23 protein-coding genes are annotated in these 24,059 nt (G+C 72.7%); 22 read left to right on the top strand and 1 reads right to left on the bottom strand.

What is annotated here, in order from left to right:
• The first annotated feature begins 27 nt into the window (after nucleotides 1-27).
• From mtnA to pyrR, 9 genes are all read left to right on the top strand, one after another.
• Nucleotides 28-1,083 carry an S-methyl-5-thioribose-1-phosphate isomerase gene (gene mtnA / locus VKT83_15735; protein ID HLY23917.1) on the top strand — a complete coding sequence of 352 codons (1,056 nt, stop codon included), beginning with the start codon at nucleotides 28-30 and terminating at the stop codon, nucleotides 1,081-1,083.
• On the top strand, nucleotides 1,080-2,510 hold the full coding sequence (locus VKT83_15730) for a glycosyltransferase family 2 protein (GenBank protein HLY23916.1): 1,431 nt from the start codon (nucleotides 1,080-1,082) through the stop codon (nucleotides 2,508-2,510). Before mtnA ends, VKT83_15730 begins: the two co-directional genes overlap by 4 nt.
• Nucleotides 2,511-2,884: 374 nt before the next feature.
• Entirely contained in the window at nucleotides 2,885-6,091 is a 3,207-nt protein-coding gene (gene ileS / locus VKT83_15725; GenBank protein ID HLY23915.1) for an isoleucine--tRNA ligase, read from the top strand.
• Entirely contained in the window at nucleotides 6,088-6,867 is a 780-nt protein-coding gene (locus VKT83_15720; protein HLY23914.1) for an amino acid racemase, read from the top strand. The genes ileS and VKT83_15720 overlap by 4 nt, the downstream gene beginning before the upstream one ends.
• Complete coding sequence (locus VKT83_15715) at nucleotides 6,868-7,509, top strand: TraR/DksA C4-type zinc finger protein (protein ID HLY23913.1); 642 nt, start codon at nucleotides 6,868-6,870, stop codon at nucleotides 7,507-7,509. It abuts the gene before it with no gap.
• A gap of 29 nt (nucleotides 7,510-7,538) precedes the next feature.
• Entirely contained in the window at nucleotides 7,539-7,997 is a 459-nt protein-coding gene (gene lspA / locus VKT83_15710; GenBank protein HLY23912.1) for a signal peptidase II, read from the top strand.
• Between the two features lie 3 nt (nucleotides 7,998-8,000).
• Nucleotides 8,001-8,834, top strand: a complete 834-nt coding sequence (locus VKT83_15705) for a prolipoprotein diacylglyceryl transferase (GenBank protein HLY23911.1) — start codon at nucleotides 8,001-8,003, stop codon at nucleotides 8,832-8,834.
• The gene (locus tag VKT83_15700) at nucleotides 8,815-9,882 is read left to right on the top strand and encodes an RluA family pseudouridine synthase (GenBank protein ID HLY23910.1); all 1,068 of its coding nucleotides are present in this window, start codon (nucleotides 8,815-8,817) and stop codon (nucleotides 9,880-9,882) included. Before VKT83_15705 ends, VKT83_15700 begins: the two co-directional genes overlap by 20 nt.
• 22 nt (nucleotides 9,883-9,904) lie before the next feature.
• On the top strand, nucleotides 9,905-10,447 hold the full coding sequence (gene pyrR, locus VKT83_15695; protein HLY23909.1) for a bifunctional pyr operon transcriptional regulator/uracil phosphoribosyltransferase PyrR: 543 nt from the start codon (nucleotides 9,905-9,907) through the stop codon (nucleotides 10,445-10,447).
• A 3-nt stretch (nucleotides 10,448-10,450) separates the two neighbouring features.
• Here pyrR and VKT83_15690 read toward each other — a convergent pair whose 3' ends face one another.
• Nucleotides 10,451-12,172 carry an NFACT RNA binding domain-containing protein gene (locus tag VKT83_15690; GenBank protein ID HLY23908.1) on the bottom strand — a complete coding sequence of 574 codons (1,722 nt, stop codon included), beginning with the start codon at nucleotides 12,170-12,172 and terminating at the stop codon, nucleotides 10,451-10,453.
• Between the two features lie 71 nt (nucleotides 12,173-12,243).
• Here VKT83_15690 and VKT83_15685 point away from each other — a divergent pair, with 71 nt between their 5' ends.
• The 13 genes from VKT83_15685 to VKT83_15625 are packed head-to-tail and all read left to right on the top strand — an operon-like array spanning nucleotide 12,244 to nucleotide 24,058.
• The gene (locus tag VKT83_15685) at nucleotides 12,244-13,200 is read left to right on the top strand and encodes a YicC/YloC family endoribonuclease (protein ID HLY23907.1); all 957 of its coding nucleotides are present in this window, start codon (nucleotides 12,244-12,246) and stop codon (nucleotides 13,198-13,200) included.
• A gap of 20 nt (nucleotides 13,201-13,220) precedes the next feature.
• A complete protein-coding gene (locus VKT83_15680) occupies nucleotides 13,221-13,517 on the top strand; it encodes a DUF370 domain-containing protein (GenBank protein HLY23906.1) in 297 nt (98 codons plus the stop codon).
• A complete protein-coding gene (locus VKT83_15675; protein HLY23905.1) occupies nucleotides 13,514-14,056 on the top strand; it encodes an AAA family ATPase in 543 nt (180 codons plus the stop codon). The genes VKT83_15680 and VKT83_15675 overlap by 4 nt, the downstream gene beginning before the upstream one ends.
• Nucleotides 14,057-14,617, top strand: coding sequence for a flavoprotein (locus tag VKT83_15670; GenBank protein ID HLY23904.1), 561 nt, complete (start codon nucleotides 14,057-14,059; stop codon nucleotides 14,615-14,617).
• Between the two features lie 25 nt (nucleotides 14,618-14,642).
• Entirely contained in the window at nucleotides 14,643-16,874 is a 2,232-nt protein-coding gene (gene priA / locus VKT83_15665; GenBank protein ID HLY23903.1) for a primosomal protein N', read from the top strand.
• Nucleotides 16,871-17,476, top strand: a complete 606-nt coding sequence (def, locus tag VKT83_15660) for a peptide deformylase (protein HLY23902.1) — start codon at nucleotides 16,871-16,873, stop codon at nucleotides 17,474-17,476. Before priA ends, def begins: the two co-directional genes overlap by 4 nt.
• Nucleotides 17,473-18,459: a methionyl-tRNA formyltransferase gene (gene fmt / locus VKT83_15655; protein HLY23901.1), complete on the top strand. Its 987-nt coding sequence runs from the start codon at nucleotides 17,473-17,475 to the stop codon at nucleotides 18,457-18,459. The genes def and fmt overlap by 4 nt, the downstream gene beginning before the upstream one ends.
• Before the next feature lie 46 nt (nucleotides 18,460-18,505).
• Complete coding sequence (locus VKT83_15650) at nucleotides 18,506-19,195, top strand: zinc metallopeptidase (GenBank protein HLY23900.1); 690 nt, start codon at nucleotides 18,506-18,508, stop codon at nucleotides 19,193-19,195.
• Between the two features lie 28 nt (nucleotides 19,196-19,223).
• The gene (gene rsmB, locus VKT83_15645; protein HLY23899.1) at nucleotides 19,224-20,558 is read left to right on the top strand and encodes a 16S rRNA (cytosine(967)-C(5))-methyltransferase RsmB; all 1,335 of its coding nucleotides are present in this window, start codon (nucleotides 19,224-19,226) and stop codon (nucleotides 20,556-20,558) included.
• Nucleotides 20,555-21,766, top strand: a complete 1,212-nt coding sequence (gene rlmN / locus VKT83_15640; protein HLY23898.1) for a 23S rRNA (adenine(2503)-C(2))-methyltransferase RlmN — start codon at nucleotides 20,555-20,557, stop codon at nucleotides 21,764-21,766. The genes rsmB and rlmN overlap by 4 nt, the downstream gene beginning before the upstream one ends.
• Entirely contained in the window at nucleotides 21,763-22,533 is a 771-nt protein-coding gene (locus VKT83_15635) for a DUF3662 and FHA domain-containing protein (GenBank protein HLY23897.1), read from the top strand. The genes rlmN and VKT83_15635 overlap by 4 nt, the downstream gene beginning before the upstream one ends.
• The gene (locus VKT83_15630) at nucleotides 22,530-23,015 is read left to right on the top strand and encodes an FHA domain-containing protein (protein ID HLY23896.1); all 486 of its coding nucleotides are present in this window, start codon (nucleotides 22,530-22,532) and stop codon (nucleotides 23,013-23,015) included. The genes VKT83_15635 and VKT83_15630 overlap by 4 nt, the downstream gene beginning before the upstream one ends.
• Nucleotides 23,012-24,058, top strand: coding sequence for a PP2C family serine/threonine-protein phosphatase (locus tag VKT83_15625; GenBank protein ID HLY23895.1), 1,047 nt, complete (start codon nucleotides 23,012-23,014; stop codon nucleotides 24,056-24,058). Before VKT83_15630 ends, VKT83_15625 begins: the two co-directional genes overlap by 4 nt.
• Nucleotide 24,059: the final 1 nt, after the last annotated feature.

The following is a 24,059-nucleotide window of genomic DNA, read 5'->3' as shown; positions in this document are numbered from 1 at the left end:
GATGTCCAGATCCGGAGACCGCGCGGGATGAGCACCGAGGTCCCCTTGTGGTGGGAAGGCGGGGCGCTGTGTCTGATCGACCAGACGGCCCTGCCTCACGATCTTCGGTCATGCCGCTGCACAACCTGGGAAGAGGTCGCTGACGCGATCCGCGCGCTCCGCGTGCGCGGCGCCCCCGCGATCGGCCTCGCCGCGGCCTACGGCCTTGCGCTGGCCGCGCGCACCGCGACCGGGTCGCGCACCGAGCAGCTGGCCCGCCTCCGAATGGCCGCTTCCGGGCTGCGGGCGACGCGGCCGACGGCGGTGAACCTGGCGTGGGCGCTCGACCGGATGCTCGCCGCGGCCGACGCGACCTCCGAGACGGGCGGTCTGCCGGGACGCCTGCTGGATGAAGCGCACGCGATGGCCCGCGCCGATCTCGAGATGAACCGCCGCATGGCCGCCCACGGCGCGGCGCTCTTTCCGGAAGGCGCTTCCGTCCTGACGTACTGCAACACCGGGATGCTGGCCACCGGCGGGTGGGGGACCGCGTTTGGGGTGCTCCGGCAGGCGCACGACGAGGGCCGGCGGATCCGGGTGGTTGCCTGCGAAACGCGGCCCGTGCTCCAGGGCGCGCGCCTCACCGCCTGGGAGCTCATGCAGCATGGCATTCCGGCGACGCTGATCACCGACAACGCCGCCGCGACGCTGATGCGCGCCGGCGAGGTCCATGCGGTCATCGTCGGCGCCGACCGCATCGCCGCCAACGGCGATACGGCGAACAAAGTCGGCACCTACGCGCTTGCGGTCCTCGCCCACGCCCACGGCCTGCCGTTTTACGTGGCGGCGCCGCTGTCGACCGTCGACCTCGCGACCCCGGAGGGTACTGTGATCCCGATCGAAGAGCGTTCCGCGGACGAAGTGACGATGCTGGGCGGGACCCGTGTGGCCGCCCCCGGGATCGCGGTGCGCAACCCGGCGTTCGACGTGACCCCGCACCGGCTGATCACCGCAATCGTCACCGAGGCCGGCGTGCTGCGGCCGCCGTACGCCGTGACGCTGCGCGCGGCGCTCGCCGGCGCCGCGGCGGGAGCGGCGCGATGAAGCGGCCGTTCCGGCGTAAGACGCTCGCCGTCGCGGTCCTCATCGCCTGGGGCGCCGTCATGGCGCGGCAGCTCGCCCTGCACGACGCGACGTGGCTGTCCGCGATCTTCTTTGCGACCGGACTGTACGGGACGATGCTGATGGCCTTCGCGGTGTGGCCGCGGCCCGACGCGGGGAGCGCCGGAGCGCCGCCCCCCGACGGGACATTCCGCCCGTTTGTCAGCATCATCGTCCCGGCGCGCAACGAGGAGGACGTGATCGCCGATACGGTCCGGTGTCTGTGCGCCCTCGATTACCGGGAGGCCGCGGGGACGCCGGCGTTCGAGGTCATCGTGGTGGATCACCGCTCGACGGACCGGACGGGACAGGTCCTCGACGCCCTGCGCCGCGAGCTCGCGTTTACGGTTGTGCGCCCGTCCGTCGAGGACGGCGTCGGCAAAGCCGTGGCCCTCAACGTCGGGCTCGCCGCGGCGCGCGGCGAGGCCATCTGCGTCTTCGACGCCGACGCGCGGGTCGCGCCGGATTTTCTCGCGCGGCTGATTCCGCACCTCGCGCGGCCGGGCGTCGCCGGCGTGCAGGCCCGGAAGCTGGTGTACGACGGCCGGGGCAGCCTCCTGATGCGCGCGCAGGAAGACGATTACTTCGTCTTCCAGACGCTCACCCAGCGCAGCCGGCACCGCATCGGCGGCGCCGTGATCCTCACCGGCAACGGCCTCGTGACGCGCCGCGACGCGCTCGAGGCCGTGGGCGGCTGGAACGAGGACGCCCTCACCGAGGACATCGACCTGTCCGTGCGCTACGCGCTGCGCGGCTGGACCGTCCACTACTGCGAGGACGTGGTGGTGTGGGAGGAAGCCGTCGCCACCTGGCGGGCGCTCGTGCACCAGCGCACCCGGTGGTCGGAGGGCTCGCTGGGGTGCCTGTTCGAGTACGCGGGCGCGATGCTGCGGGCGCCGGTGCCGTGGCGGAAGCGGCTCGATTTTCTCGTCTTTCTCTCGGGATCACTCGTGCTGGCGCTCTCGATGCTGGCGAGCTACCTTTTTCTCGTGGAGGATTGGATCCTGAACCTCGCGTCCCACCGGCTCTCGGTGCTGAACGCGTTCCCGGTGGCGCACGACCAGCCGTGGTACGCGTATTACTGGATCGTGATCATGCTCTCCACCGTGATCGGCATCGCGGTCGAGCGGGCCCGCACCCCCCTCGGCGTGGTCCTCACCTCGGCCCGGTACATGCTCTTCGCGACGCACCAGATCGTCACGCTGCCTCTGGCGTTCTACCGGTTCGTCCGCAGCGTGTTTACCGGACGGATCGAGTGGATGAAGACGGAGCACCGCGGCGTCGGCCTCCCGTCGTTCGGGAGCCGCCGCATCACGGCCGCGGAGCGTGGGGCCAAGAGCCCGGCGGAGGCGGCCGCGCCCCTTATTTGACGCTCCTCCCCGGCGTGTGCTAGAATCCCCGGGAATACGCGATGACGGGGGACCGCCGCCGCGCGGACCGCAAAGCGAGCCGGATGACCCGCGAACGGGTCGGGTGAAAGCCGGTGCGGTGCCGGCGGCAGCGATCGCCTCCCGAGGTGCGAGGTCCAGGGACAGATTCCGAGGCCCCGCCGGTATCCCCCGATAACGGGATTCGGACCGGGCGTTCCGGCTGCGCCATAAGCCGAGCGCCGATCCGAACGAGTGCCGGGCCCGCAGGGGCCCGGAACGAGGGTGGTACCACGGTGACCCCGTCCCTTGCCGGACGGGGTTTTGTCATTCCGCACCGCTGTCGTAGAGCTGTCCTGAATCGGAGGAGTTGCTCGATGGCATTTCAGCCTGTCGATCCGCGCGCGGATTTTCCGGCGCAAGAGCGTGCGATTCTGGACTGGTGGACGCGGGAAGGCATCCTGGCCCGCTACCTCGCGAAGAACCGCGCCGCCGCGACGCGCTGGTCCTTTCTCGACGGGCCGATCACCGCGAACAATCCGATGGGCGTGCACCACGCCTGGGGCCGGACGTACAAGGACCTGTTCTGCCGGTACCACACGATGCTCGGCCACCGGCAGCGTTACCAGAACGGCTTCGACTGCCAGGGCCTGTGGGTCGAGGTCGAAGTCGAGAAGGAGCTCGGATTCAAGAGCAAGCGGGACATCGAGCAGTACGGGATCGCGGAATTCGTCGAGCGCTGCAAGGCGCGGGTTTTGAGGTACGCCGGCGTGCAGACGCAGCAGTCGATCCGGCTCGGCTACTGGATGGACTGGGACGACTCGTACTACACGATGTCCGACGAGAACAACTACAGCATCTGGCTCTTCCTGAAGCGGTGCTGGGAGCGCGGCCTCGTCTACAAAGGCCACGACGTGATGCCCTGGTGCCCGCGGTGCAGCACCGGCATCTCCGAGCACGAGATCGTCACCGAAGGCTACCAGGACGTGACGCACCTCAGCCTCACGGCGCGCCTGCCGGTCGCCGGCCGGACCGGGGAGTATCTCCTGGTCTGGACGACGACGCCCTGGACGCTCACGAGCAACGTCGCCGTCGCCGTGCACCCGGAGCTCACCTACGTTCAGGTCAAGGAGCGCAACGGGGCGAGCTACTACGTCGCCAAGGACCGGCTCGACGCCGTGACGGCCGGCCGTCCAAAAGTCTCGGTCGTGCGGGAGCTGCCCGGGCGCGACCTCGTCGGGTGGACCTACGAAGGGCCGTTTGACGATCTCCCGGCGCAGCAGGGCGTCGTCCACCGCGTCATCCCGTGGACGGACGTCACCGCGACCGAAGGCACCGGGCTCGTCCACATCGCGCCCGGCGCGGGCGCCGAAGACTTCGCGCTCGGCAAGGCGCACGGCCTCGACGTGCTCGCCCCGATCGACGAGTTTGGGATCTTTACGGAGTCGTTTGGACGGCTCGCCGGCCGGCACGTCTACGAGGTCGCCTCGCTGATCAAGGACGACCTGGAGCAGCGGGGTCTCCTGTATCGCGCCGACGAGTACACGCACCGCTACCCGATGTGCTGGCGGTGCGGGAGCGAGCTCGTCTTCCGCCTCGTCGACGAGTGGTTCATCGCGATGGACTCGCTGCGCGAGCCGATGATGGCCGTGACGCGCCAGATCACCTGGATTCCCGAGTTCGGGCTCGAGCGGGAGCTCGACTGGCTCCGCAACATGCACGACTGGATGATCAGCAAGAAGCGGTACTGGGGGCTCGCGCTGCCGATCTACGAGTGCAAGGCGTGCGAGACCTTCGAGGTCATCGGCAGCGAGCACGAGCTCAAAACGCGCGCGGTCGAAGGCTGGGACGCCTTCGAGGGTCACACGCCGCACCGGCCGTGGGTCGACGCGGTCAAGATCCGCTGCCAAAAGTGCGGCGCCGTCGTCTCGCGCATCCAGGACGTCGGCAACCCCTGGCTCGACGCCGGCATCGTGCCGTTTTCGACGATGTTCTACCGCCGGGACCCCGCTAAGTGGCGGGAGTGGTTCCCGGCCGACTTCATCACCGAGGCGTTCCCGGGGCAGTACCGCAACTGGTTCTACTCGATGCTGGTGATGAGCACCGTGCTCGAGAACCGGCCGCCGTTCCTCGCGTGCCTCGGGCACGCGATGGTGCGCGACGAGACCGGGCGTGAGATGCACAAGTCTTGGGGCAACATGATCGAGTTCAACGACGCCGCGGAGCGGATGGGGTCCGACGTCATCCGCTGGCTCTACGCGCTGCAGAACCCGGCCCAGAACGTCAACTTCGGCTACGGCCCGGGCGACGAGGTCCGCCGGCGCTTCATCCTGCCGCTGTGGAATGTCTACGCGTTCTTCGTGACCTACGCGAACCTGGACGGCTGGAGGCCCGGCGCCAGAGCGGGAGCGCCGCCGTCGCTCCTCGACCGGTGGATTCTGTCGCGGCTCGCGGACGTGGTCGCCACCGTCCGGGCCCGGCTCGACGCCTACGACGTCGCCGGGGCGGCGCGGCCGATCGAGCGGTTCGTGGACGATCTGTCGCTGTGGTACGTCCGGCGCGGCCGCCGCCGCTACTGGAAGTCCGAGGGCGACGCCGACAAGCAGGCCGCGTACGAGACGCTGTACGAGGTCCTCGTCACGCTGTCGCGCGTGCTGGCGCCCTTCGTGCCGTTTCTCACAGAGGCGCTGTACCAGAATCTCGTGCGCGCGGTGGACGCGCGGGCGGCGGAGAGCGTGCACCTGTGCCCGATGCCGGTGCCGGACGAGGCGGCGCGGGACCCTCAGCTCGAGCAGGGGATGCAGGAGACGCGCCATCTCGTCTATCTCGGACGCGCCGCGCGAAACGAGGCCCGGATCAAGGTGCGGCAGCCGCTCGCGTCCGCTACGCTGCTCGACCGGTCAGGCACGGTGGCCGGCCGTCTCGAGCTCATCGAGCTGTTGAAGGACGAACTGAACGTGCGCGAGGTGCGGTTCGCCGGGTCTCTCGGAGACCTCGGCCGTCTCGAGGTCCGGCCGCGATTCGATCTGCTCGGTCCGAAGTTCGGCGGGCGCATCACCGCGATCGCGGACGCCCTGCGGGCCCACGGCCAGGTACTCGTCGAGCAGACGCCGGAAGGCGAGCCGTACCGCGTGCGCATGCCGGAGGGCGAGGAGATCGTGCTCGAGCGCGCCGAGGTGGACGTGCGGATGCGGTGGCCCGAGGGCCGCGCCGGCGCGGGCGAGAGCGGCGCGTGGGTCGTCCTCGACACCACGGTGACGGAGGATCTCGCGCTGGAGGGACTCGCGCGCGAGCTCGTCCATCAGGTGCAGCAGATGCGCAAGGAAGCGGGGCTCGAGATCGCCGACCGGATCACGCTCTACTACGACGGCGACGACCGGCTGCCGGATCTGATCCGCAAGCACGGCGAGACGATCCTGCGCGAGGTCCTGGCGACCTCCGCCGTCGCGGGCGTGCCGGCCGGCGCGGCGCACACGAAATCCGTGCGATTGGATTCGCACACGGTCACGCTCGGGATCGCACGGCAGGAGGCCGCGGCGCGGCCGGAGGTCGTGCGCGGCACGAAGCCGGGACCGGCGCGATGAGCGGCGCGGCGGCGCGGCGCACCATCGGGGTGATCGGAGGGATGGGGCCGCTGGCCACGGCGGATTTCTACCTTCGCGTCGTGCGCGGCACGCCGGCGGCGACCGATCAGGAGCACCTCCACGTCCTGATTGACAGCAACACCGAGATCCCGGACCGCACGGCCGCGATCGAGGGCCGGGGGCCCGACCCCACGCCGCTCCTGATCGAGACCGCGCGGCGGCTCGTTGCGGCCGGGGCGGAAATCCTCGTGATGCCCTGCAATTCGGCCCACGCGTTCTTGGACCAGATCCGGGGGGCGGTACCGGGCGTGCCGGTGCTGGATATTATGGAAGAGGTCGCCGCGGTGGCCGCAGCCCTGCGCCCGGCGCCGGCCTCGGTGGGCCTCCTGGCCACGGCCGGGACCGTGCGGCAGCGCCGCTATCATGCCGCGTTGGGCCGGCGGGGTATCGAGGTCCTGGTCCCCGACGCCGAGGGCCAGCGGGTGGTGTCCGAGGCCATCGAGTCGGTGAAGGCCGGCGACACCGGCTCCGCGGTGCGCGGCCGGATCCGCGCGGCGGCGGAGACGCTCGTGCGCGCGGGGGCCGGCGCGATCGTGCTCGGCTGTACGGAAGTGCCCGTGATCCTGGGTCCGGACGACCTCGCCGTTCCGGTGCTGGACGGCACGGAGATTTTGGCACGGGCCGCGATCCGGGAAGGCTTCGGGGAATATCACTCGGGGCAGGAGCGTTCGCAAGGCAGTATCGGGGCGTCGCCCGGCCCGGTCAGGAGGCACTGAATGCGCGCACGTCGTTCTCCCAAAAAACCTGCCCGCGCAACCGCGGCGGCCCGCGCGCGTGCCCCGCGGAAGACGGGGTCCCGGCGTCCCCAAACCGCGGCCGCGCGGGCCCGCGGCGCCGATAACACCGCGGCGCGCGGGCGGAGCAAAAACGTCCTGGTCGAAGCGAAGAAGCCGGCGGCCCGGCGCGCACGCGCCGTGGCCCCGGCCGTTCCGCCGGAGCCGGCGCCGAAGCCGATCGTCCGCGCCCGCGGCCTGTCGGGTACGCGGCTCGAGCCGTACATGCGCCGCCTCACGGACGAGCGCCGCCGCCTCCGTCAGGAACTCACGGAGATGGAGCAGCACCAGGTCAAGACGGAGGAGAAGCCGGTCGCGGACGTCTCGGGCAGCTACGATGACGATCTCGTCGACGTGGCCACGGAGACGTTCGAGCGGGAAAAGGGCCTCGCGCTGGAGAGCAGCGTGCAGGGCATGCTGCAGATGGTGGAAGACGCCCTGCGCCGCGGCCGCAGCGGGACGTACGGGGTCTGCGACGGCTGCGGCCGGCTGATCGACGCGAACCGCCTCCGCGCCATTCCCTACACGCGGCTGTGCATCAAATGTAAGGAGCGCGAAGAGCGGCTGCGCAGCGCGATGCGCTGAACAGACGACGGGTTCGCGGCCGGACGGCGGTGCACCGGCCCGCCGGCGCACGGGCGGCCGGCGCCGCCGGCTTCATCCTGGCGTGCGGCGGCGGGCTCGCCGCCGGCGCGGCGGCGCGCGCGCATTTGGCCCCGGGCGTTGAACGGGTCGTCATTCCGGGGGTCCTCTCGCTCACGCTGGTATCAAACACCGGGATCGCCTTCAGTCTCCTGCGCGGCCTGCCGCCGGCGGCGATCGTGGTGCTCGCCTTGACCGTTCTCGCGGTGGCCCTCTACAATAAGGACGCTTGGCCACGGACCGCCGCCGTCCGGTGGGGGCTCGGCCTGGTGCTGGGGGGCGCCGCCGCAAACGTGGTCGAGCGGCTGCGCTTTGGATACGTCATCGATTACCTCGACGTTCACGTCTGGCCGGTATTCAACGTGGCGGATTCCGCCATCGTCGTGGGGGCCGGGCTGCTCGTCCTGGCACTGCTCCGCGAACGGAGGTGACGGATGAAGCCCGTGCTCTTCCAGATCGGGCCGTTTCCCGTGTCGTCGTTCGGCGTGTTCCTGCTGGTGGCGTTCGTCGCGGGAATTCTGCTGCTGCGGACACGGACGTCGCGGTGGGGGTGGGATGGCGGGGAGATCCTCGACCTGAGCCTCTACTCGATCATCGGCGGCGTGATCGGCGCGCGTATCGGGTACGTCCTCGTCAACATTCGCGACTTCGCCGCCGACTGGGCGCGCGTGTTCACGATCTGGAGAGACGCCGGACTCGCGTACTACGGGGCGCTCGCGGGCGGCGCGTTGGTCGCGTGGTTGTACAGCCGCCGCCGCGGGTGGAGCCTCGGATGGCTGGCCGACGCCGCGGCGCCGGGACTCGCGCTGGGCTACGCGATCGCGATGATCGGCACGCTGCTGTACGGCCTCAACTACGGGCGCGCCGCGTCCGTGCCGTGGGCGGTCACCCTTTTCGGCGAGGCGCGGCATCCGACGCAGCTGTACCTGATGCTCGCATCTGTCATCATCTTGGCGATCGTGCAGCCGGCCGTGGGCCGTCCGCACGCCCCCGGGCGTGTGTTTTGGGCGTATCTCGGCCTCTACGGCATCGCGCGGACGGTGGTCGAGGTGTTCATGGACAGCCCGCGCACCGTCGGGCCGTTCACGATCGCCCAGGCGCTGAGTCTCCTTGTCGCCGTGGTCTCGCCGGCGATCTGGTTCGCGCTCGGCCGGCGTCCCGCGGAAACCGAGCCCGCCGAGGCGGCGGATATGGAAACGGCGTCCGATCTTGGGGACGCGGGCGGCGCTCCCGCGCAGTCCGACTCCGGTGAGCAGGGCCGGGCTTAGTGCCGGCCGGTCTTCGGCCGGCCACCATGAAATAGAAGCCGGTCCAACGGTCCACCGGTTCGATGCGGCCGCGGCCGACGACGGCCGCCGGCTCGATGTCGTGGTCGCCGCGCACGTGCCGTCGCTTTCGCGATCCCGCATCGCGCAGCTGGCGGTCGAGGGGCGCGTCAGCGTGGACGCACGACCGCGGAAGCCGGCGTTCCGGGTGCGGCGCGGCCAGGCGGTGGAGATCACCGTACCTCTGCCCGCACCGTCCGGCGTGCATCCCGAGGCGATCCCGCTCGACATCGTGCTGGAAGACGCGGATCTCCTCGTCGTGAACAAGCCGGCCGGACTGACCGTTCATCCCGCGCCCGGCCATCCGTCGGGCACGCTCGTCAACGCGCTCCTGTCGGCGGTCCGCGACCTCGCGGGGATCGGCGGAGAGCTGCGGCCGGGCATCGTCCACCGTCTCGACAAGGACACGTCGGGCCTCTTGGTTGTGGCGAAGTCCGACGCGGCGCACCGCGCGCTCGCCGCGCAGTTCAAGGCGCACACGGCGCAGCGGACGTACCTCGCCGTCGTGCGCGGCCGCGTGCGCCGCGACGAGGGGACCGTCACGGCCGCCCTCGGCCGGCATCCGGTGCAGCGGACCCGCATCGCGGTGGTGCCGGCGGGCCGCCACGCGGTCACACACTACACCGTGCTCGAGCGGTTCCGGGACGCGACGCTCGTGGCGTGCCGGCTCGAGACCGGGCGTACGCACCAGATTCGTGTTCATCTCGCGCACGCCGGATATCCGCTGCTCGGCGATCCGGTCTACGGCCGCGCCCGCTTGGGTCCGCGGCGCGGGCCGGGGGGTCCGGAGATCACGCGGCAGGCGCTCCACGCCGCGCGCCTCGAATTCACGCACCCGCGCACCGGGCGGCGCGTGACGTGCACGGCGCCGCTGCCGGGTGACATCGCGCGCCTTCTTGCGCGGTTGCGCGCCGAGGCGGGGCAGGAGGCCGCCGGATCGCGGCCGGACCTGCGTCAGACGGGGGACGTTCCGCCCGGAAGCGAAGGATAGGGCCGCGGAGGTGGCGCGAAGCGTGGAGCGGCGGGAAAAGGCGCGGGTCATGGATCAGGAGACGATCCGGCGGACGATAACCCGCATGGCGCACGAGATCGTCGAGCGCAACAAGGGCGCCGCGGGGCTGTCGCTCGTGGGGATCCAGCGCCGCGGAGTGCACCTCGCCGAGCGGCTGGCGGCCGCGATCGCCGCGGCGGAAGGCGCCGAGATTCCCGTCGGCACGCTCGACGTGAGCGCCTACCGCGACGACCGCGAGACGCGCCCCGCGTCGGCGGAAGCCGATACGCGCCTGCCGTTTCCGATCGCGGGCCGGCCGATCGTCCTCGTCGACGACGTGCTCTACACCGGCCGCACGGTCCGCGCGGCGATCGCCGCGCTGATCGACCGCGGCCGGCCCTCCGGCATCCAGCTCGCGGTGCTGGTCGACCGCGGCCACCGCGAGCTGCCGATCCGGCCCGACTACGTCGGCAAGAACCTCCCGACGTCTTCGCGCGAACAGGTGGCCGTGCGCCTCAGGGAGATCGACGGCGTCGACGAGGTCGTGATCGAAGAACCTGTGTAATCGCTAGCGCGCATCCGGCGGGAGCGCCGGGCTGACCCGCAGCGTTCGCTCGCCTTCGTAAATGACGGCCCCCGGCGGCGCGCCGCGCGCCTTGCGCACCTGCCGGCGCGGCACCACGTCGACCGCGACCTGCGCCGCCTGCCGGCCCTCGCTGTAATACGCGGCCACCTGCGCCGCCGCGGTCACCGACGACTCGCTCGGCGTCCCCGGCGTCTTGAGGACGACGTGCGCGCCGGGGATCGCCCGCGCGTGCAGCCATAGATCGTCCGGCCCGGCGACGTGAAACGTGACGTGGTCGTTCTCGCGCGAGCTGCGGCCCGCGATGATGACCGCCCCGTCGGGCCCCGCGAACCGCCGCGGCCCAGAGCGCGCCGCCGGGCGTGTGCGCGGCGGCCGGCGCACGAGACGCCGCGCGACGAGATCGGTGTGCACTTCGTAGAGATCGTCGGCGGTGGCCGCCGTTTCGATGTGCATCGCCGCTTCGCGCAGCGCGACCGCCGTCGCCTCCAGCGTGGCGATGCGGGACGGAATCGCCGACGCCGCCGCGCGCGCTTTGGTGTACCGTCGGAAATACCGCTGCGCATTCTCCACCGGGCCGAGGGCGGGATCGAGCGGGATCTCGACCGCGGTCCCCGCCGCCGTGTGATCGGGAACGGATACCGACGCGGCGCCGGAAGGTACGTCGCGTCCGTACGTCAGGAGCAGCTCGCCGAAGACCCGGAAGCGCTCGGCCGCCTCGCTCTCCCTGAGCGCCGCGCGGTTCGCCTCGAGCGCCCGCTCCGTTTGCCGAAATGAAGCGGCGACGGCCGCCGCAAGCGCGCGCCGCCGTTCTTCGAGCACCGTACTGCCGGCCGCCGCCTCGTAGTAGCGGCGCACCGCCTCGCTCATCGTCTCGACCGGAGCCGCTTCGAGCGCCGCGTACACGCGGAGCGGGAGGGCCGCAAAGGCGGCCGGACGTCCGTCGCGGAGGTAGAGCGTCGGGGCGAACTGCGCCGCGCGAAAGGCGCCCGCCAGCGCCTTGATCACTTCGGCGATCGCGGAGGCGTGGGGGGCGGCGTGCGCGGCCGGGACGTCGGGATCGACGCCCGCGCGAAGCGCCGCCTCGTGCGCGAGCACGGGTCCGAGCCCGAGCACCCCCTGGGCGAGGGCGCGCCACACCGGCCGCTCGCCGGTCAGCAGCGGCGCGAGCGTCTCCGGCTCGATCGCATCGGGGTGCGGCCGGTCGGCGGGCGGCAGGCGGTACGGACGGCCCGGGGTGACCGATCGCCGCGACATCTGTTCTGTCACGATCTTCAGCGCGCCCACCACCACGCCGGACGCGCCGGCGCCGCGCACGAGAATGAGGTTGCTGTACCGGCCCATGAGCTCGGCGACCAGCGTGTGCGCACCGTCCAGAGTGTCCAACTCGAGGTAGAGGATGCGTTCAAACGGCGGCTGCGCGACGCGGGTCAGATGCGCATCGATGAGGCGGCTGCGCAGCAGCAGGCCAAACGATCCGAGCCGCTCGCCGGCGATGCGGGGCGCCCCGAGATGGAGTCGCGCCGCCTGGGGATGAATCGAGCAAAATACGTCCTCTGTTCGCCGTCCGTCGCGTAAACCGAGCACGATCGTCTGCGGATCGGGCTGCCGCACCCCCGCCAGACGGTGACCGGCGTACGCGTTCAGGTCCGCCGCAATCGCGGCGAGGGACAATGCGTCGAGGGCCGGTGGTGGGACGGTGGCCAACGATCGAGCCTCCGGGCCGAGCCCTGGTCGATGCCGGGGCGTACTGGCGCACGCCGTAGGCCCAGCCGGCCGTGCGTCGAAAGATCGCGTCCGAACGCGTGCGGACGAGCAAGAAGGAGATTCGCCGCGCCATGCCGGACTTCCTGACCGTGGCGCGCAGCATGACGGGATTCGGAGCCGGAGAAATCATTGCCGGCGCGGGCCGCTACGGAGTCGAGGTCCGGTCGGTTAACCACCGGTTCTGCGAGGTGGTGGTCCGGACGCCCCGAGACCTGTCCCAACTCGAGGACCGGATCCGCGCCCTCGTCCAGAGCCGGGTACTGCGGGGCCGGGTGGACGTCGTCGTCGTGCGGGACGATTACGGCCGGCGGCCGCGTACGGTCAAGACCGACACGGAGCTCGCCAAGGCCTACATAAGTGCCCTGGACGGCCTGCGACAGGCGCTGCCGGTGTCCGGTACGGTCGACCTTTCGCTGCTCCTGTCGCTGCCCGACCTCGTCAAGATCGAGGACGAGAAGGCCGATGTGGAGGCGGCGTGGCCGGCCGTCGAAAGCGGCGTCGGCGCCGCGCTCGAGAAGTTGGTGGCGATGCGGGAGGCCGAGGGCGCCCGTCTCAGCGCCGACCTGCTCGCCCGCCTGGCGCGGATGGAGGGCGTCGCCGAGGCGATCGCGGCGCGGGCCCCCGCGGTAGTCGAGGACTATCACGCCCGGCTGGAGCGCCGCGTTCAGGAGCTCGCCGGGTCGGTTGCGGTCGATCCGGGCCGGCTCGCCACGGAGGTGGCGTTGTTTGCCGACCGTTCGGACATCACCGAGGAGCTGACGCGGTTCCGCAGCCACCTCGCGCAGTCTCGCACGACGCTGGCGGGCCCCGGCGCCATCGGCCGGACGTTGGAGTTCATCGTTCAGGAAATCGGCCGGGAGGCCAACACGATCGGCAGCAAAGCGAACGATCTCGAGATCACCAGGCACGTGATCGCCATCAAGGGCGAGCTGGAGAGTTTGCGGGAACAGATTCAGAACGTCGAGTGACGGCGGAGGACGGGGCGGCCATGGATACGCGGCTCATCAACATCGGGTTCGGCAACATCGTGGCGGCCAGCCGCATCATCGCCATCGTGAGTCCGGACTCCGCGCCGATCAAACGGATCATCCAGGAGGCCCGCGACAAGGGCATTCTCATCGACGCGACGTACGGCCGGCGGACGCGCGCGGTCGTGATCACCGACAGCGGACACGTCGTGCTCTCGGCGGTTCAGCCCGAGACGGTCGCGCACCGGTTCACGAGCAAGGAGGCCGTCGAGGAAGAGGACGAGGAGATCGAAGAGGAACCGGTGGCCGGCGAATGATTGTCACCGTAAGCGGCGAAATCGGCGCGGGCAAGAGCACCGTGGCGCGCGAGCTGGCGCGGGCCCTCGGGCTCCGGTATCTATCCAGCGGTGAGATCTTCCGGGAGGAGGCCCGCCGCCGCGGCATCACACTCGCCGCGCTCGGCCGCCAGGCCGAAGAGGATCCCTCGATCGACCGCGCAATTGACCAGGCCCAGGTGACGGAAGCGCGCGCCGGTGACATCGTCATCGAGAGCCGGCTGAGCGGCTGGCTCGTCGACGGCGACGTACGCGTCTGGCTGCGCGCGCCCGCGGAGGTGCGGGCGCGCCGTGTCGCCGCCCGCGACGGCATGCCGATCGACGCGGCGCGGGCCGACGTCGACAATCGCGAGGACTGCGAACGCCGGCGCTACGCGGCGCTGTACCGGATCGATCTCGGCGACCTGAGCCGCTACCATCTCATCCTCGACACGTCGCTCTGGGGCCCGGAAGACATCACGCACGCGATCGCCGGACTCGCGCGCGCGCTCCGCGGCGAGCGCTCCGGCCGCCGGTTGTAAGTGGCGGAGTCGCTGCGCGGCCGGACAATCGTCCTCGGCGTCACCGGCAGCATCGCCGCGTACAAGGCCGCGGTCGTCGTACGCCGGCTGCGGGAGCGCGGCGCCGAGGTCTTCGTAGTGATGACGCCGGCGGCGGCGCGGTTTGTGACGCCGCTGACGTTCCGCGCGCTCTCGCAGCAGCCGGTCGTGGCGGACATGTGGGCCGGCGGCCTGCCCTGGGAGGAGCCCCACGTCGCCCTCGGCGAGCGGGCGGATCTGGTGCTCGTGGCGCCGGCGACCGCCGATCTGCTCGCGCGGCTGGCCGGCGGGTTCGGCGACGACCCCGTCTCGGCGACGGTGCTCGCCACCCGGGCGCCGGTCGTGGTCGCGCCGGCGATGAGCGACGCGATGGCGCAGGCCCCGGCGGTCCAGGAGAATCTCGCCCGCCTGCGCGCCCGCGGCGTTCACGTGGTCGGGCCGGAGCAGGGGGTGCTGGCCTCGGGCCGCGTCGGACTGGGCCGCATGACCGAGCCGGAGGCGATCGTCGAGGCCGTCGCCGCGATTCTCGCGGAGAAACGCTGAGGAGGTCGGACCCACGAACGCGTTCGTGCCGGCCGACCGGCGGCCGGGGACCCTGCTGTCGACGCCGGCGAGCCGCCCCCCGGACTCGCCGGAGAGTCTTCCGGGCACGGATCTCTGCGTCGATGTTCTGGTGGCGGGCGCGGCCCGCCTTGCCGACCGCCCGCTGACCTACCGCGTCCCCGACGCCCTGCGGCCGTTCGCCGCCGCCGGCGTGCGCGCGCTGGTGCCTCTCGGGGCGCGCCGCGTGTGGGGGGTCGTGCTGGCGGTCAGGCCGTGCGGTCCCGTGCCGGCCGGGGACGGGCATGCGATGCGGGACGTGATCGACCTTCCCGATGGGGCGCCGATGTTTTCGGAGGCGCTGCTCCGCCTCGCCCGTGAGATCGCCGGCGAGACGTTGTCTTCGCTGCGGGACGCCGTGGAGTGCCTGGTGCCGCCGGAGGTCTTCCGGGAGCCGGCGCCGTCCCGGCCGCGGGTGGTGCTCCGAAATCCCGCGCGGCCGCTGCCGTCGCGGCTCGGCCGGCGGCAGGCCGCGATGCTGGCCGCGGTGACCGCCGCGCCGGAGGGGGTTCCCGCGTCCGACCTGGCTTCCGGCGGCGGGCGGGTCGTGCTCCGGCGTCTCGCCGCCGCCGGTCTCGTCCAGATCCGCGAGGCGCCGCGGCCGTCCTTCGCCGGCGCGCCCGTCCCGGCCGTAGAGGCGGCCGCGCCCGCGGCCGCACGCGCCACGCTGCTCCTCGGCGATGTCGAGGCGCGATCGGACTGGATCGAAGAGACCGTGGCCGCCGCGGTACACGCCGGCGGGCGCGCGCTCGCCGTGGTGCCGGAGATCGTGGACGTGCCGCCGCTGGTCGAACGGCTGCGCGGCCGCGCCGCCGTCGGTGCGCTGCATTCGGACCTCACGACCCGCGATCGCCGCGCGGTCTGGGCCCGCATCCGCGACGGCGCGGTCGATGTGGTGGTCGGCACGCGGTCGGCCTTGTTCGCGCCGCTGCCCTGTCTTCGATTGATCGTTGTCGACGACGAACAGGCCGAGGCGTACAAGTCCGAGTCGGCGCCGCGCTATCACGCCCGCGACGTCGCGCGCGCGCGCGCGCGGCTCGAGGGCGCGCGGCTGGTGCTCGGCTCGGCCGCGCCGTCCGTGGAAACCTACGCGGCCGCCGCGGCCGGCGAGCTGTCGACCGTCCACGTACCCCCGCGCCGCCCGGCCCCCGCCGTGACGGTGGTGGACATGCGCGCGGAGCAGCAGCGCGGCCACGTCGGCTATTTGAGCCGGGCCCTCGTGCAGGCGATCACGCGCCATCTCCGCGCGCGCGGCAGCGTCGCCGTCGTCGCGCAGCAGACGGGCTACGCCCGCGTCCTGCTCTGCCGCGAGTGCGGGACCGCCGTGCGCTGTCCGGCGTGCGACATTGCAATGGCCTACGATCGCGAGGACGGCACGCTGCGCTGCCGCGTCTGTGGACGCACCGGCCGGGCCCCCGACGTCTGTCCGCGGTGCGGCGGCGTGAACCTCCGCGGCGTCGGCGCGGGGACGAAGCGCGTCGAGGAGATCGTCCGCCGTCTCTTCCCGGCGCTGCGAATCGCGCGTCTCGACGCGGACACGGCGCGCGGCGCGGATCATCTCGTTCGGGACTTCGCCGGCGGCCGGGTCCGGCTGCTGGTCGGGACCGTCGCGCGGCTGCGGGCGCACCGGGCGCGGCCGACGCTCGTGGGCGTGATCGACGCCGACGGGCCGATGTACCTTCCGGACTTTCGCGCCGCGGAGCGGACGCTGCAGCGGCTGCGCGCCGCGATCGAACTGGCGCACCCGCCGGCGGATCAGCCGCCGCCGGCGATGAACCTTCCGCCGTCCGGCACGGGACCGGCGCCGGAAGCCGTGCTGCAGACGCGCGTGCCCGATCATCCGGTGATGCGCGCGATCGCGACGGGACATGACACGGCATTTTACGATGAGGAACTGACGGCGCGCCGGGGCTTCGGCTATCCTCCGTATGCGCGCCTCGTGCGCGTCGTGGCGGAGTCCGGCGCGCCCGCGCCCGCCCGGGCGCTCGCCGAACGCGTCGCCGCCGCCGCGCGCGCACACCGGCTCGACGTGCTCGGCCCGGCGCCGCTCCGGGGGTCCGGAGGGACCCGCGTGCAGTGCGTCCTGAGGGGGTCCGACCCCGCGGCGGTGCGCGACGGGGCGCGCGCGATCGTGGCGGAGGTCGTGCCGCCCGCGGGCGCGCGGCTCATCGTCGACGTCGATCCGCTGGAAATCGTATGACGGACGAACGCGCCTCCGCGCGCGCCCTCGAGATCGTGACCGTGGACAGTCCGCGCGCCGGGATCCTGCGCCGGCGGGCGCAGCCGGTCCGGGGCGTCACGCGGGAGGTCCGCACGCTCATCGACCAGATGTTTGAAACGCTCCGGCACGCCAGGGGCGTGGGGCTGGCGGCACCGCAGGTGGGGGTCGGACGGCGCGTGATAGTCATCGAGGTCGAGGATCGCCGTCTCGCGCTCGTGGACCCCGAGGTGCTGAAGCAGGAAGGCGAGGTCACCGGCACCGAGGCGTGCCTCAGCATTCCCGGACTGCTCGGCGACGTGCCGCGGTCCGCCCGCGTCGCCGTCCGGGCCCGCAACCGCCGCAACCGCTACATCACGGTCGACGCGCAGGGCCTGCTCGCGCGCGTGCTCCAGCACGAGATCGACCATCTCGACGGAGTGCTGTTCACCGACCGCGTGCGCGATCCGAAGACGCTGCGGCCGGCGGGCGGGGAAGCGACGGAGGTCGCGCCGGAGAGCGCGGCCTCGGCGGCCGACATCCACGTCTCCGGCGACGCGGTGCCGGACGACCCGCGTCCGGCCAGCATGAAATCAAAGCCGTGAAGATCGTCTTCTTCGGCACGCCCGAGTTCGCGGTGCCGTCGCTCGACGCGGTGCTGGCGGTCGGTGAGGTGGCCGCCGTCGTCACGCGCGCGGACAAGCCGCGCGGCCGCGGCCTCCGCGTGGAGCCGCCGCCCGTCGCGCGGGCGGCCAACGAGTACGCGCTCGACGTGCTGCAGCCCGCGTCCCTGCGCGACCCGGCGTTCCTCGCGCGGCTGCGCGCGTTCGCCCCCGACGTCGGCGTGCTCGTGGCCTACGGGCGGCTGGTGCCGCCGGAAGTCCTCGCGATCCCGCCGCACGGCATCGTCAACGTACACCCGTCGCTGCTGCCGCGGTACCGCGGGGCCGCGCCGGTCCCACGGACCATCGCGGCGGGCGACATCGAGACGGGCGTCACGATTCTCTACCTGTCCGAAGAGCTCGACGCCGGGGACATCATCCTCCAGAAAACCGTGCCGATCGGGCCCGAGGACACGACGGGGACCCTCACCGCGCGGCTCGCGGGAGAGGGGGCCGCGCTGCTCGCCGAGGCGCTGCGGCTCATCGAGGCCGGCCGCGCGCCGCGCCTGCCGCAAGATCACGCGCGCGCGACCTGGGCGCCGCGCCTTATGCGGGAAGAGGGCCGGATCGACTGGGGGCGGCCGGCCGCCGTGATCGTCAACCTGGTGCGGGCGTGCGATCCGTGGCCGGGAGCGTTTACCTTTCTGAGGGGTCACGAGCTCAAGATCTGGCGGGCGACCGCGGCCCAGGGAGACGCTGGCGCCGGCACCATGGTGGTCGGTGGGCCGGCGGCGCCGGGAACGGTGCTGCGCGTGCCGGCGGACGACCGTACCCCGCTTGCGGTGGCCGCGGGCGAGGGCGTGGTGCACGTGCACGAGGTGCAGCCGGCCGCGGGGCGCCGGATGAGCGCCGCCGCGTATGCCCGAGGCCGCGATCTGGAGCCCGGCGTCGTGCTCGCCGGCGCCGCGCCCCGCGCGCCCGCGTAGGCCGGCCGGACCCTATGTTACAATGCTGGCAGTTGGGGGTGAACGTATGTTCTTCTGGGACCCTACCTACATCATCGTGCTACCGGCGGTCCTGCTGGCGTTGTACGCGCAGATGCGGGTCCGCTCGACGTATGCCAAGTACAGCCAGGTCGCAATCGGAAGCGGGCTGACCGGCGCCCAGGCGGCGGCCGAAATCCTGCGCCGTCACGGACTTTCGAACGTGCAGATCGAGCGGATCGACGGCACGCTCACCGACCACTACGATCCCCGCACGCGCGTGCTGCGGCTGTCGTCGGACGTCTACGGCGGCGCGTCGGTGGCTTCGGTCGGCGTCGCGGCGCACGAGTCCGGCCACGCGCTGCAGCACGCGGACAACTACGGGCCGCTCGCGCTGCGCTCGGCGATCGTGCCGGTGACGCAGTTCGGCTCGTGGCTGGCGTGGCCGATCTTCTTGATCGGGTTCTTCTTTCACTCCGGGACGTTCATGCAGCTCGGGGTCCTGATCTTCAGCGCGTTTGTCGCATTCACGGTGATCACGCTGCCGGTCGAGTTCGACGCGAGCGGCCGCGCGCTGCGGGTGCTGGCCGCGGAGCACCTCGTGACCGACGACGAGCTGCGGGGCGTCCGCTCCGTGCTCGGCGCCGCGGCCCTCACGTACGTCGCGGCCGCGGCCACCTCGATCCTCGAGCTGCTGCGGCTCCTGCTGCTGATGAACATGTCGCGGCGGGAGGAGTGATGCCGCCGCGCCGCGCTCCACAGTCCGCATGGATCGTCGCCGCACCGCCCGAGAGGTGGCGCTAGAGGTTCTGCACCGCGTCGACGCCGACCGGGCCTGGAGCGGCGCTGCGCTTCGCGCGGCGCTCGGCCGCGCCGGCCTCACGCCGGCGGACGAGGCCTTCGCCACGGAGCTCGTCTACGGGACGCTCCGGCACCGCGCCCAGGTGGACTGGGCGCTCGCGCAGGCGCTCCATCGCCGCCTCGACAGCCTCCCGCCTCGCATTCGCGAGGTGCTGCGCCTTGGCGCGTACCAGCTGGCATTTCTTTCACGCGTGCCGGCGCGCGCGGCCTGCGATGAAACCGTCGAGCTGGCCCGGCGCGTCGGCCACCCCGGGACCGTATCGCTCGTCAACGCGGTGATGCGGCGGCTCGCGGCGTCGCCGCCGGCGTGGCCGGAGGCCGCCGACACCGCCGAGGCCATCGCCGTGCGGTGGTCGCATCCCGAGTGGCTCGTCGCGCGATGGCTCGCGCGGTTCGGTCCGGACGAGACCCGCGCGCTCTGCGCGGTGAACAACGAGACGCCGCCCTCGTGGGTGCGGCTCAACACGCTGCGCGGCGCGATCCCGGAGCTCGATGGGCGGCTCGCGGCGCTTGGCATCGAGACGCAGCCGTCGGAGCGCCTTCCCGAGGCCCGGCGGATCACGGCCGGCGCGCCCGACGCGCGGGACCGGGCGTACGCGGCGGGGCTCGTGACGCCGCAGGACGAAGGCTCGATGCTCGTCGCCCGGCTCGTGGCGCCGCGTCCGGGCGAGGTCGTGATCGACGCCTGCGCGGCGCCCGGGGGCAAGACGACCCACCTCGCCGCGCTGATGGAGGATCGCGGGCGCCTGCTGGCATGCGACCTTCTGCCGCAGAAGCTCGACACCGTGGCGCGCCAGTGCGCGCGGCTCGGCGTCACGTGCGTCGAAACGCGGGCACTCGACGCGGCCCGCCTCGGCGAGGTCTGGCCGGAGGCCGCCGCGCGCGTGCTGGTCGACGCGCCCTGCTCCGGGCTCGGCGTCCTCCGGCGCCGGCCGGAAATCCGGTGGCGCGTCCGCCCCGAGGATCTCGCGGCGATCACCGCGCGGCAGACCCGCGTGCTGGCGGGGGCCGCGGCGGCGGTCCGGCCGGGCGGGCGCCTCGTCTACAGCGTCTGCACGATCGAGCCGGAAGAGGGCCCCGACGTCGTCGCCGCGTTTTTGGCGGCCCAGCCTGCGTTTGCGCCGGCGCCCATCGACGATTGGCCGTTCGCGACGCCGGCGGCGCCCGGCGGGGTGTTCCTCTACCCGCACCGGACCGGTACCGACGGTTTCTTCGTTGCGGCGCTGCGGAGGGCGCCGTGACCGCCGCAGCGCCGGCGGCGGCGCCGCTTTCGGCGGCCGGTCCCGCGACGCCGGATCTACGCGGGCTTCTGCTGCCGGAGCTGACCGATCTCGCCCGGGGGCTCGGCGCGCCCGCCTACCGCGGCCGGCAGATTGCCCGGTGGGTCTACGGCCGCGGTGTGGAAGATATTTCGGAGATGACGGATCTGCCCATCACGTTCCGGGAACGGCTCGGCGGGGCGGCGCGCATCGGGACCCTGACGGTCAGGCGGTCCACAGATGCGGCCGACGGATCCGCGACGAAGCTGCTGGCCGCGTGCGGAGACGGCCAGACGGTGGAGTGTGTGTTGATGCGGTTCGACGACGGCCGGCGCAGCGCGTGTGTCAGCACTCAGGCCGGCTGCGCCATGGGCTGCGCCTTTTGCGCGACCGGGCTGGGCGGCTTCGCCCGCAATCTCACCGCCGGCGAGATCATCAGTCAGGCGCTGGCCATCCGCGCGCGCGCCGACCGGCGGCTCAGCAATGTGGTGTTCATGGGCATGGGGGAGCCGCTGGCGAATTACGAGGCGACGGTGCGCGCCGCGCGCATTCTCGCCGCGCCGTGGGGGCTCGGCATCGGGATGCGCCACCTGACGATCTCCACCGTCGGCCTCGTGCCGCAGATCCGCCGGCTCGCGGGCGAGGGTCTACAGATCACGCTGGCGGTCTCGCTGCACGCGCCCACCGACGCGCTGCGTCGGCGGCTCGTGCCGGTGACCGAGCGCTATCCAATCGCCGAACTCATGGCCGCGTGCCGCGACTATCTCGCGGCGACGGGACGCCGGCTCACGTTCGAGTACGTGCTGATCGACGGCGTCAACGACGGCGATGCGGAGGGGCGCGCGCTCGGCCGGCTCCTGCGCGGCCTCCTGTGCCATGTGAACGTGATCCCGCTCAACCCTGTGCCCGGCATCCCGCTCCGCCGGCCCGCGGTCGCCCGCGTCCGTGCCTTCGCCCGCTGCGTACGCGCGGCCGGCATTCCGGTGACCGTGCGGATCGAGCGCGGCACCGAGATTCAGGCGGCGTGCGGACAGCTGCGTCTCGCGGACGGAAGCGGGCGCGCGTCGCGCTGGACACCGGCGGACCGCCTACCGGCGAACTCGCCGGCCACCGTGCGATCAAAGCCGGCGCGCCGCGCCATGCCCGCCGCCGGCGGCGCCCCTGCGCGCGGGAGAGAGGGCCGGGCGTGAGCGTGTTCCTGCGGTTCGAACGGCGGGTCGAGGCGCTCGTCGAGGGCCTGTTCACACGATGGTCGCGCGACCGGGTGCATCCGGTGGAGATCGGCCGGCGGGTGCTGCGCGAGATGGAGGCCGGCGCGATGGCCGGGCTGCGCGGGGCGCTGCTGCCGAACGATTACCGGGTGTTCCTCAACCCCAAAGACTTTGCGCCGTACGAATCGTTCGCGCCGGCGCTCGTCGGCGAGCTGGCCGAGCTCCTTCGCGACCGCGCCGAGGAGCTCGGTGCGCGCCCCGCCGGTCCGGTGCACGTGAGCGTCGAGCCGCGCGAGGCGATCGCGTCGGGGGAGATTTATGTGGAAGCGCGTCTGTCCCCGGATGCGCAGCCGTCGCCCGCCGCACCCGCGGGACCGGACGACGCCCGGACCGGCGTGCCGGGGTCGGACACCCGCATCTATCGCCGCGAGCGCGCGGCCACGGGCGCGCGGCTGCGTGTGCTGGCGGGACCCGCCGGCACGGCCGGCCGCGAGTTTCTGCTCGACCGGCCGGTGCTCACGATCGGGCGGCGCGCCGACCAGGACATCGTCATCGACGATCCGAGCGTCAGCCGCACGCACGCGCGCATCCACGCGACGGAGGGCGAGGCCGCCGTCGAGGACGTGGGCAGTACCAACGGCACCGCGCTGAACGGCCGGCCCATAGGGCGCAGCCGCGTGCCGGTGCACGACGGCGACCGCATTCAGGTCGGCAACGTGCTGCTGCAGTACCGGAGGGGCGCATGACCGCGACGCCGACGCTCCTGATCGTCGTGCTCCGGTACGCGTTCCTGCTGGCGCTCGTTCTCTTCGTGATCCGGGTGCTGCGCGTCGTCGTGGCGGACATGGAGTCGCGGGCCGCGTGGCCGGCATCGCGCGCCGTGCTGGTGGTGGAGGCGCCGGAGACGTCTCGCGGGCGGGAGTTCCTCGTCGCGGGGGAGGCCACGGTCGGCCGCGCGCCGGGCTGCGCGATCGTGCTGAGCGGCGACTACGTGTCGGCGCATCACGCCCGCCTGTTCGAGCGCGACGGCCGCGTGTGGGTCGAGGATCTCGGCAGCACGAACGGAACCCAGCTCAACGGGCGGCGCGTGCGCCGCCCCGTCGCGATGCGCGCCGGCGACCGGCTGAAGATCGGCGACGTCGTGCTCGGCCTCCGGCTCGAGGCGGCATCGGAGGCGGTGGGGGCGGGGACCGGGGCCTGGAGCCCGAGCGCCGGAGGACGCGGATGAGCGGATTCACCTCGCGGGGCGCAGGCGTCAGCGAGATCGGCCGCGTTCGGGAGACCAACGAGGACCGCATTCTGCTTCGCGACCGCCTCGCGCGGGGAGCCGCGCTGTACGCGATCGCCGACGGGCTGGGCGGACACGCGGCCGGCGGCGTCGCGAGTGCGCTCGCGGTCGAGACGCTTGTGCGCGAGGTGCCGGCGCTCCTCGAGCGCGGGCTCACGCCGGCGGAGGCGCTGGCGCTGGCCGTGCGGCGCGCCAACGCCGACATCAACGCGCAGGCGGCCGGGCCCGAGCGGTCCGGCATGGCGACGACGTGTACGGCGGCGCTGGTCGCGGGCCAGGCGGTTGTCTTGGCGCACGTCGGCGACAGCCGCGCCTATCTGATGCGGGGCGCCGAGATCCGGCAGCTGACGGTCGACCACTCGGTTGTCGCGGAGCTCGTCCGGCACGGCACGCTCTCGCCCGCCGCGGCCGGCGGACACGCGCAGCGCCACGTGCTCACGCGCGCGCTCGGAACCGCGCCCGAAGTCCAAGTCGACGTGCTGGCCGTGCCGCTGCGGGCCCGCGATGCGCTGCTCCTCGTCAGCGACGGCGTGCACAGCGCGGTGACCCCCGACGAGATGGCCGACATCATCCGCACGACACGGGACGGGAGCGAAGCCTGCCGGATAGTCGTCGGCCTGGCCAACGCGCGCGGCGGCACCGACAACGCGTCCGTGGTCCTGGTGCGGGTCCGGCCGAAGTGGCTCGACCGCGCGGGCCGGGTCGCGAGCGCCGCGGCCCTCGCCGCGTTCCTGGCCGCCGGCGTGGTCACGTACCGCGTCGAACACGCCTACTTCCTCGGCGTCAGCGGCGATCGCGTCGCCGTGATGCGCGGGATCCCGCTCCGGATCCTCGGCGTGCCGCTGTTCGCGGTCGTGCGGAGCACCGGCGTGCCGGTGACCCGGATCGCCCCCGCCTACCGTCCGCAGCTGCTGCAGGGGATTCCCGCGCGCGATCCCGCCGACGCGGACATGCTCCTGCAGGACCTGCTGCACCGGCCGTGAC

Source organism: bacterium (assembly GCA_035308905.1).
Classification (GTDB): domain Bacteria; phylum Sysuimicrobiota; class Sysuimicrobiia; order Sysuimicrobiales; family Segetimicrobiaceae; genus DASSJF01.
This window is presented reverse-complemented; position numbering and strand designations above follow the sequence as displayed.

What these genes read in the sequence shown, in the direction of transcription:
- mtnA (HLY23917.1), top strand. Translation starts at nt 28, where the DNA reads ATGAGCACCGAGGTCCCCTTGTGGTGGGAAGGCGGGGCGCTGTGTCTG.
- VKT83_15730 (HLY23916.1), top strand. Translation starts at nt 1,080, where the DNA reads ATGAAGCGGCCGTTCCGGCGTAAGACGCTCGCCGTCGCGGTCCTCATC.
- ileS (HLY23915.1), top strand. Translation starts at nt 2,885, where the DNA reads ATGGCATTTCAGCCTGTCGATCCGCGCGCGGATTTTCCGGCGCAAGAG.
- VKT83_15720 (HLY23914.1), top strand. Translation starts at nt 6,088, where the DNA reads ATGAGCGGCGCGGCGGCGCGGCGCACCATCGGGGTGATCGGAGGGATG.
- VKT83_15715 (HLY23913.1), top strand. Translation starts at nt 6,868, where the DNA reads ATGCGCGCACGTCGTTCTCCCAAAAAACCTGCCCGCGCAACCGCGGCG.
- VKT83_15705 (HLY23911.1), top strand. Translation starts at nt 8,001, where the DNA reads ATGAAGCCCGTGCTCTTCCAGATCGGGCCGTTTCCCGTGTCGTCGTTC.
- VKT83_15680 (HLY23906.1), top strand. Translation starts at nt 13,221, where the DNA reads ATGGATACGCGGCTCATCAACATCGGGTTCGGCAACATCGTGGCGGCC.
- VKT83_15675 (HLY23905.1), top strand. Translation starts at nt 13,514, where the DNA reads ATGATTGTCACCGTAAGCGGCGAAATCGGCGCGGGCAAGAGCACCGTG.
- def (HLY23902.1), top strand. Translation starts at nt 16,871, where the DNA reads ATGACGGACGAACGCGCCTCCGCGCGCGCCCTCGAGATCGTGACCGTG.
- VKT83_15650 (HLY23900.1), top strand. Translation starts at nt 18,506, where the DNA reads ATGTTCTTCTGGGACCCTACCTACATCATCGTGCTACCGGCGGTCCTG.
- rsmB (HLY23899.1), top strand. Translation starts at nt 19,224, where the DNA reads ATGGATCGTCGCCGCACCGCCCGAGAGGTGGCGCTAGAGGTTCTGCAC.
- VKT83_15630 (HLY23896.1), top strand. Translation starts at nt 22,530, where the DNA reads ATGACCGCGACGCCGACGCTCCTGATCGTCGTGCTCCGGTACGCGTTC.
- VKT83_15625 (HLY23895.1), top strand. Translation starts at nt 23,012, where the DNA reads ATGAGCGGATTCACCTCGCGGGGCGCAGGCGTCAGCGAGATCGGCCGC.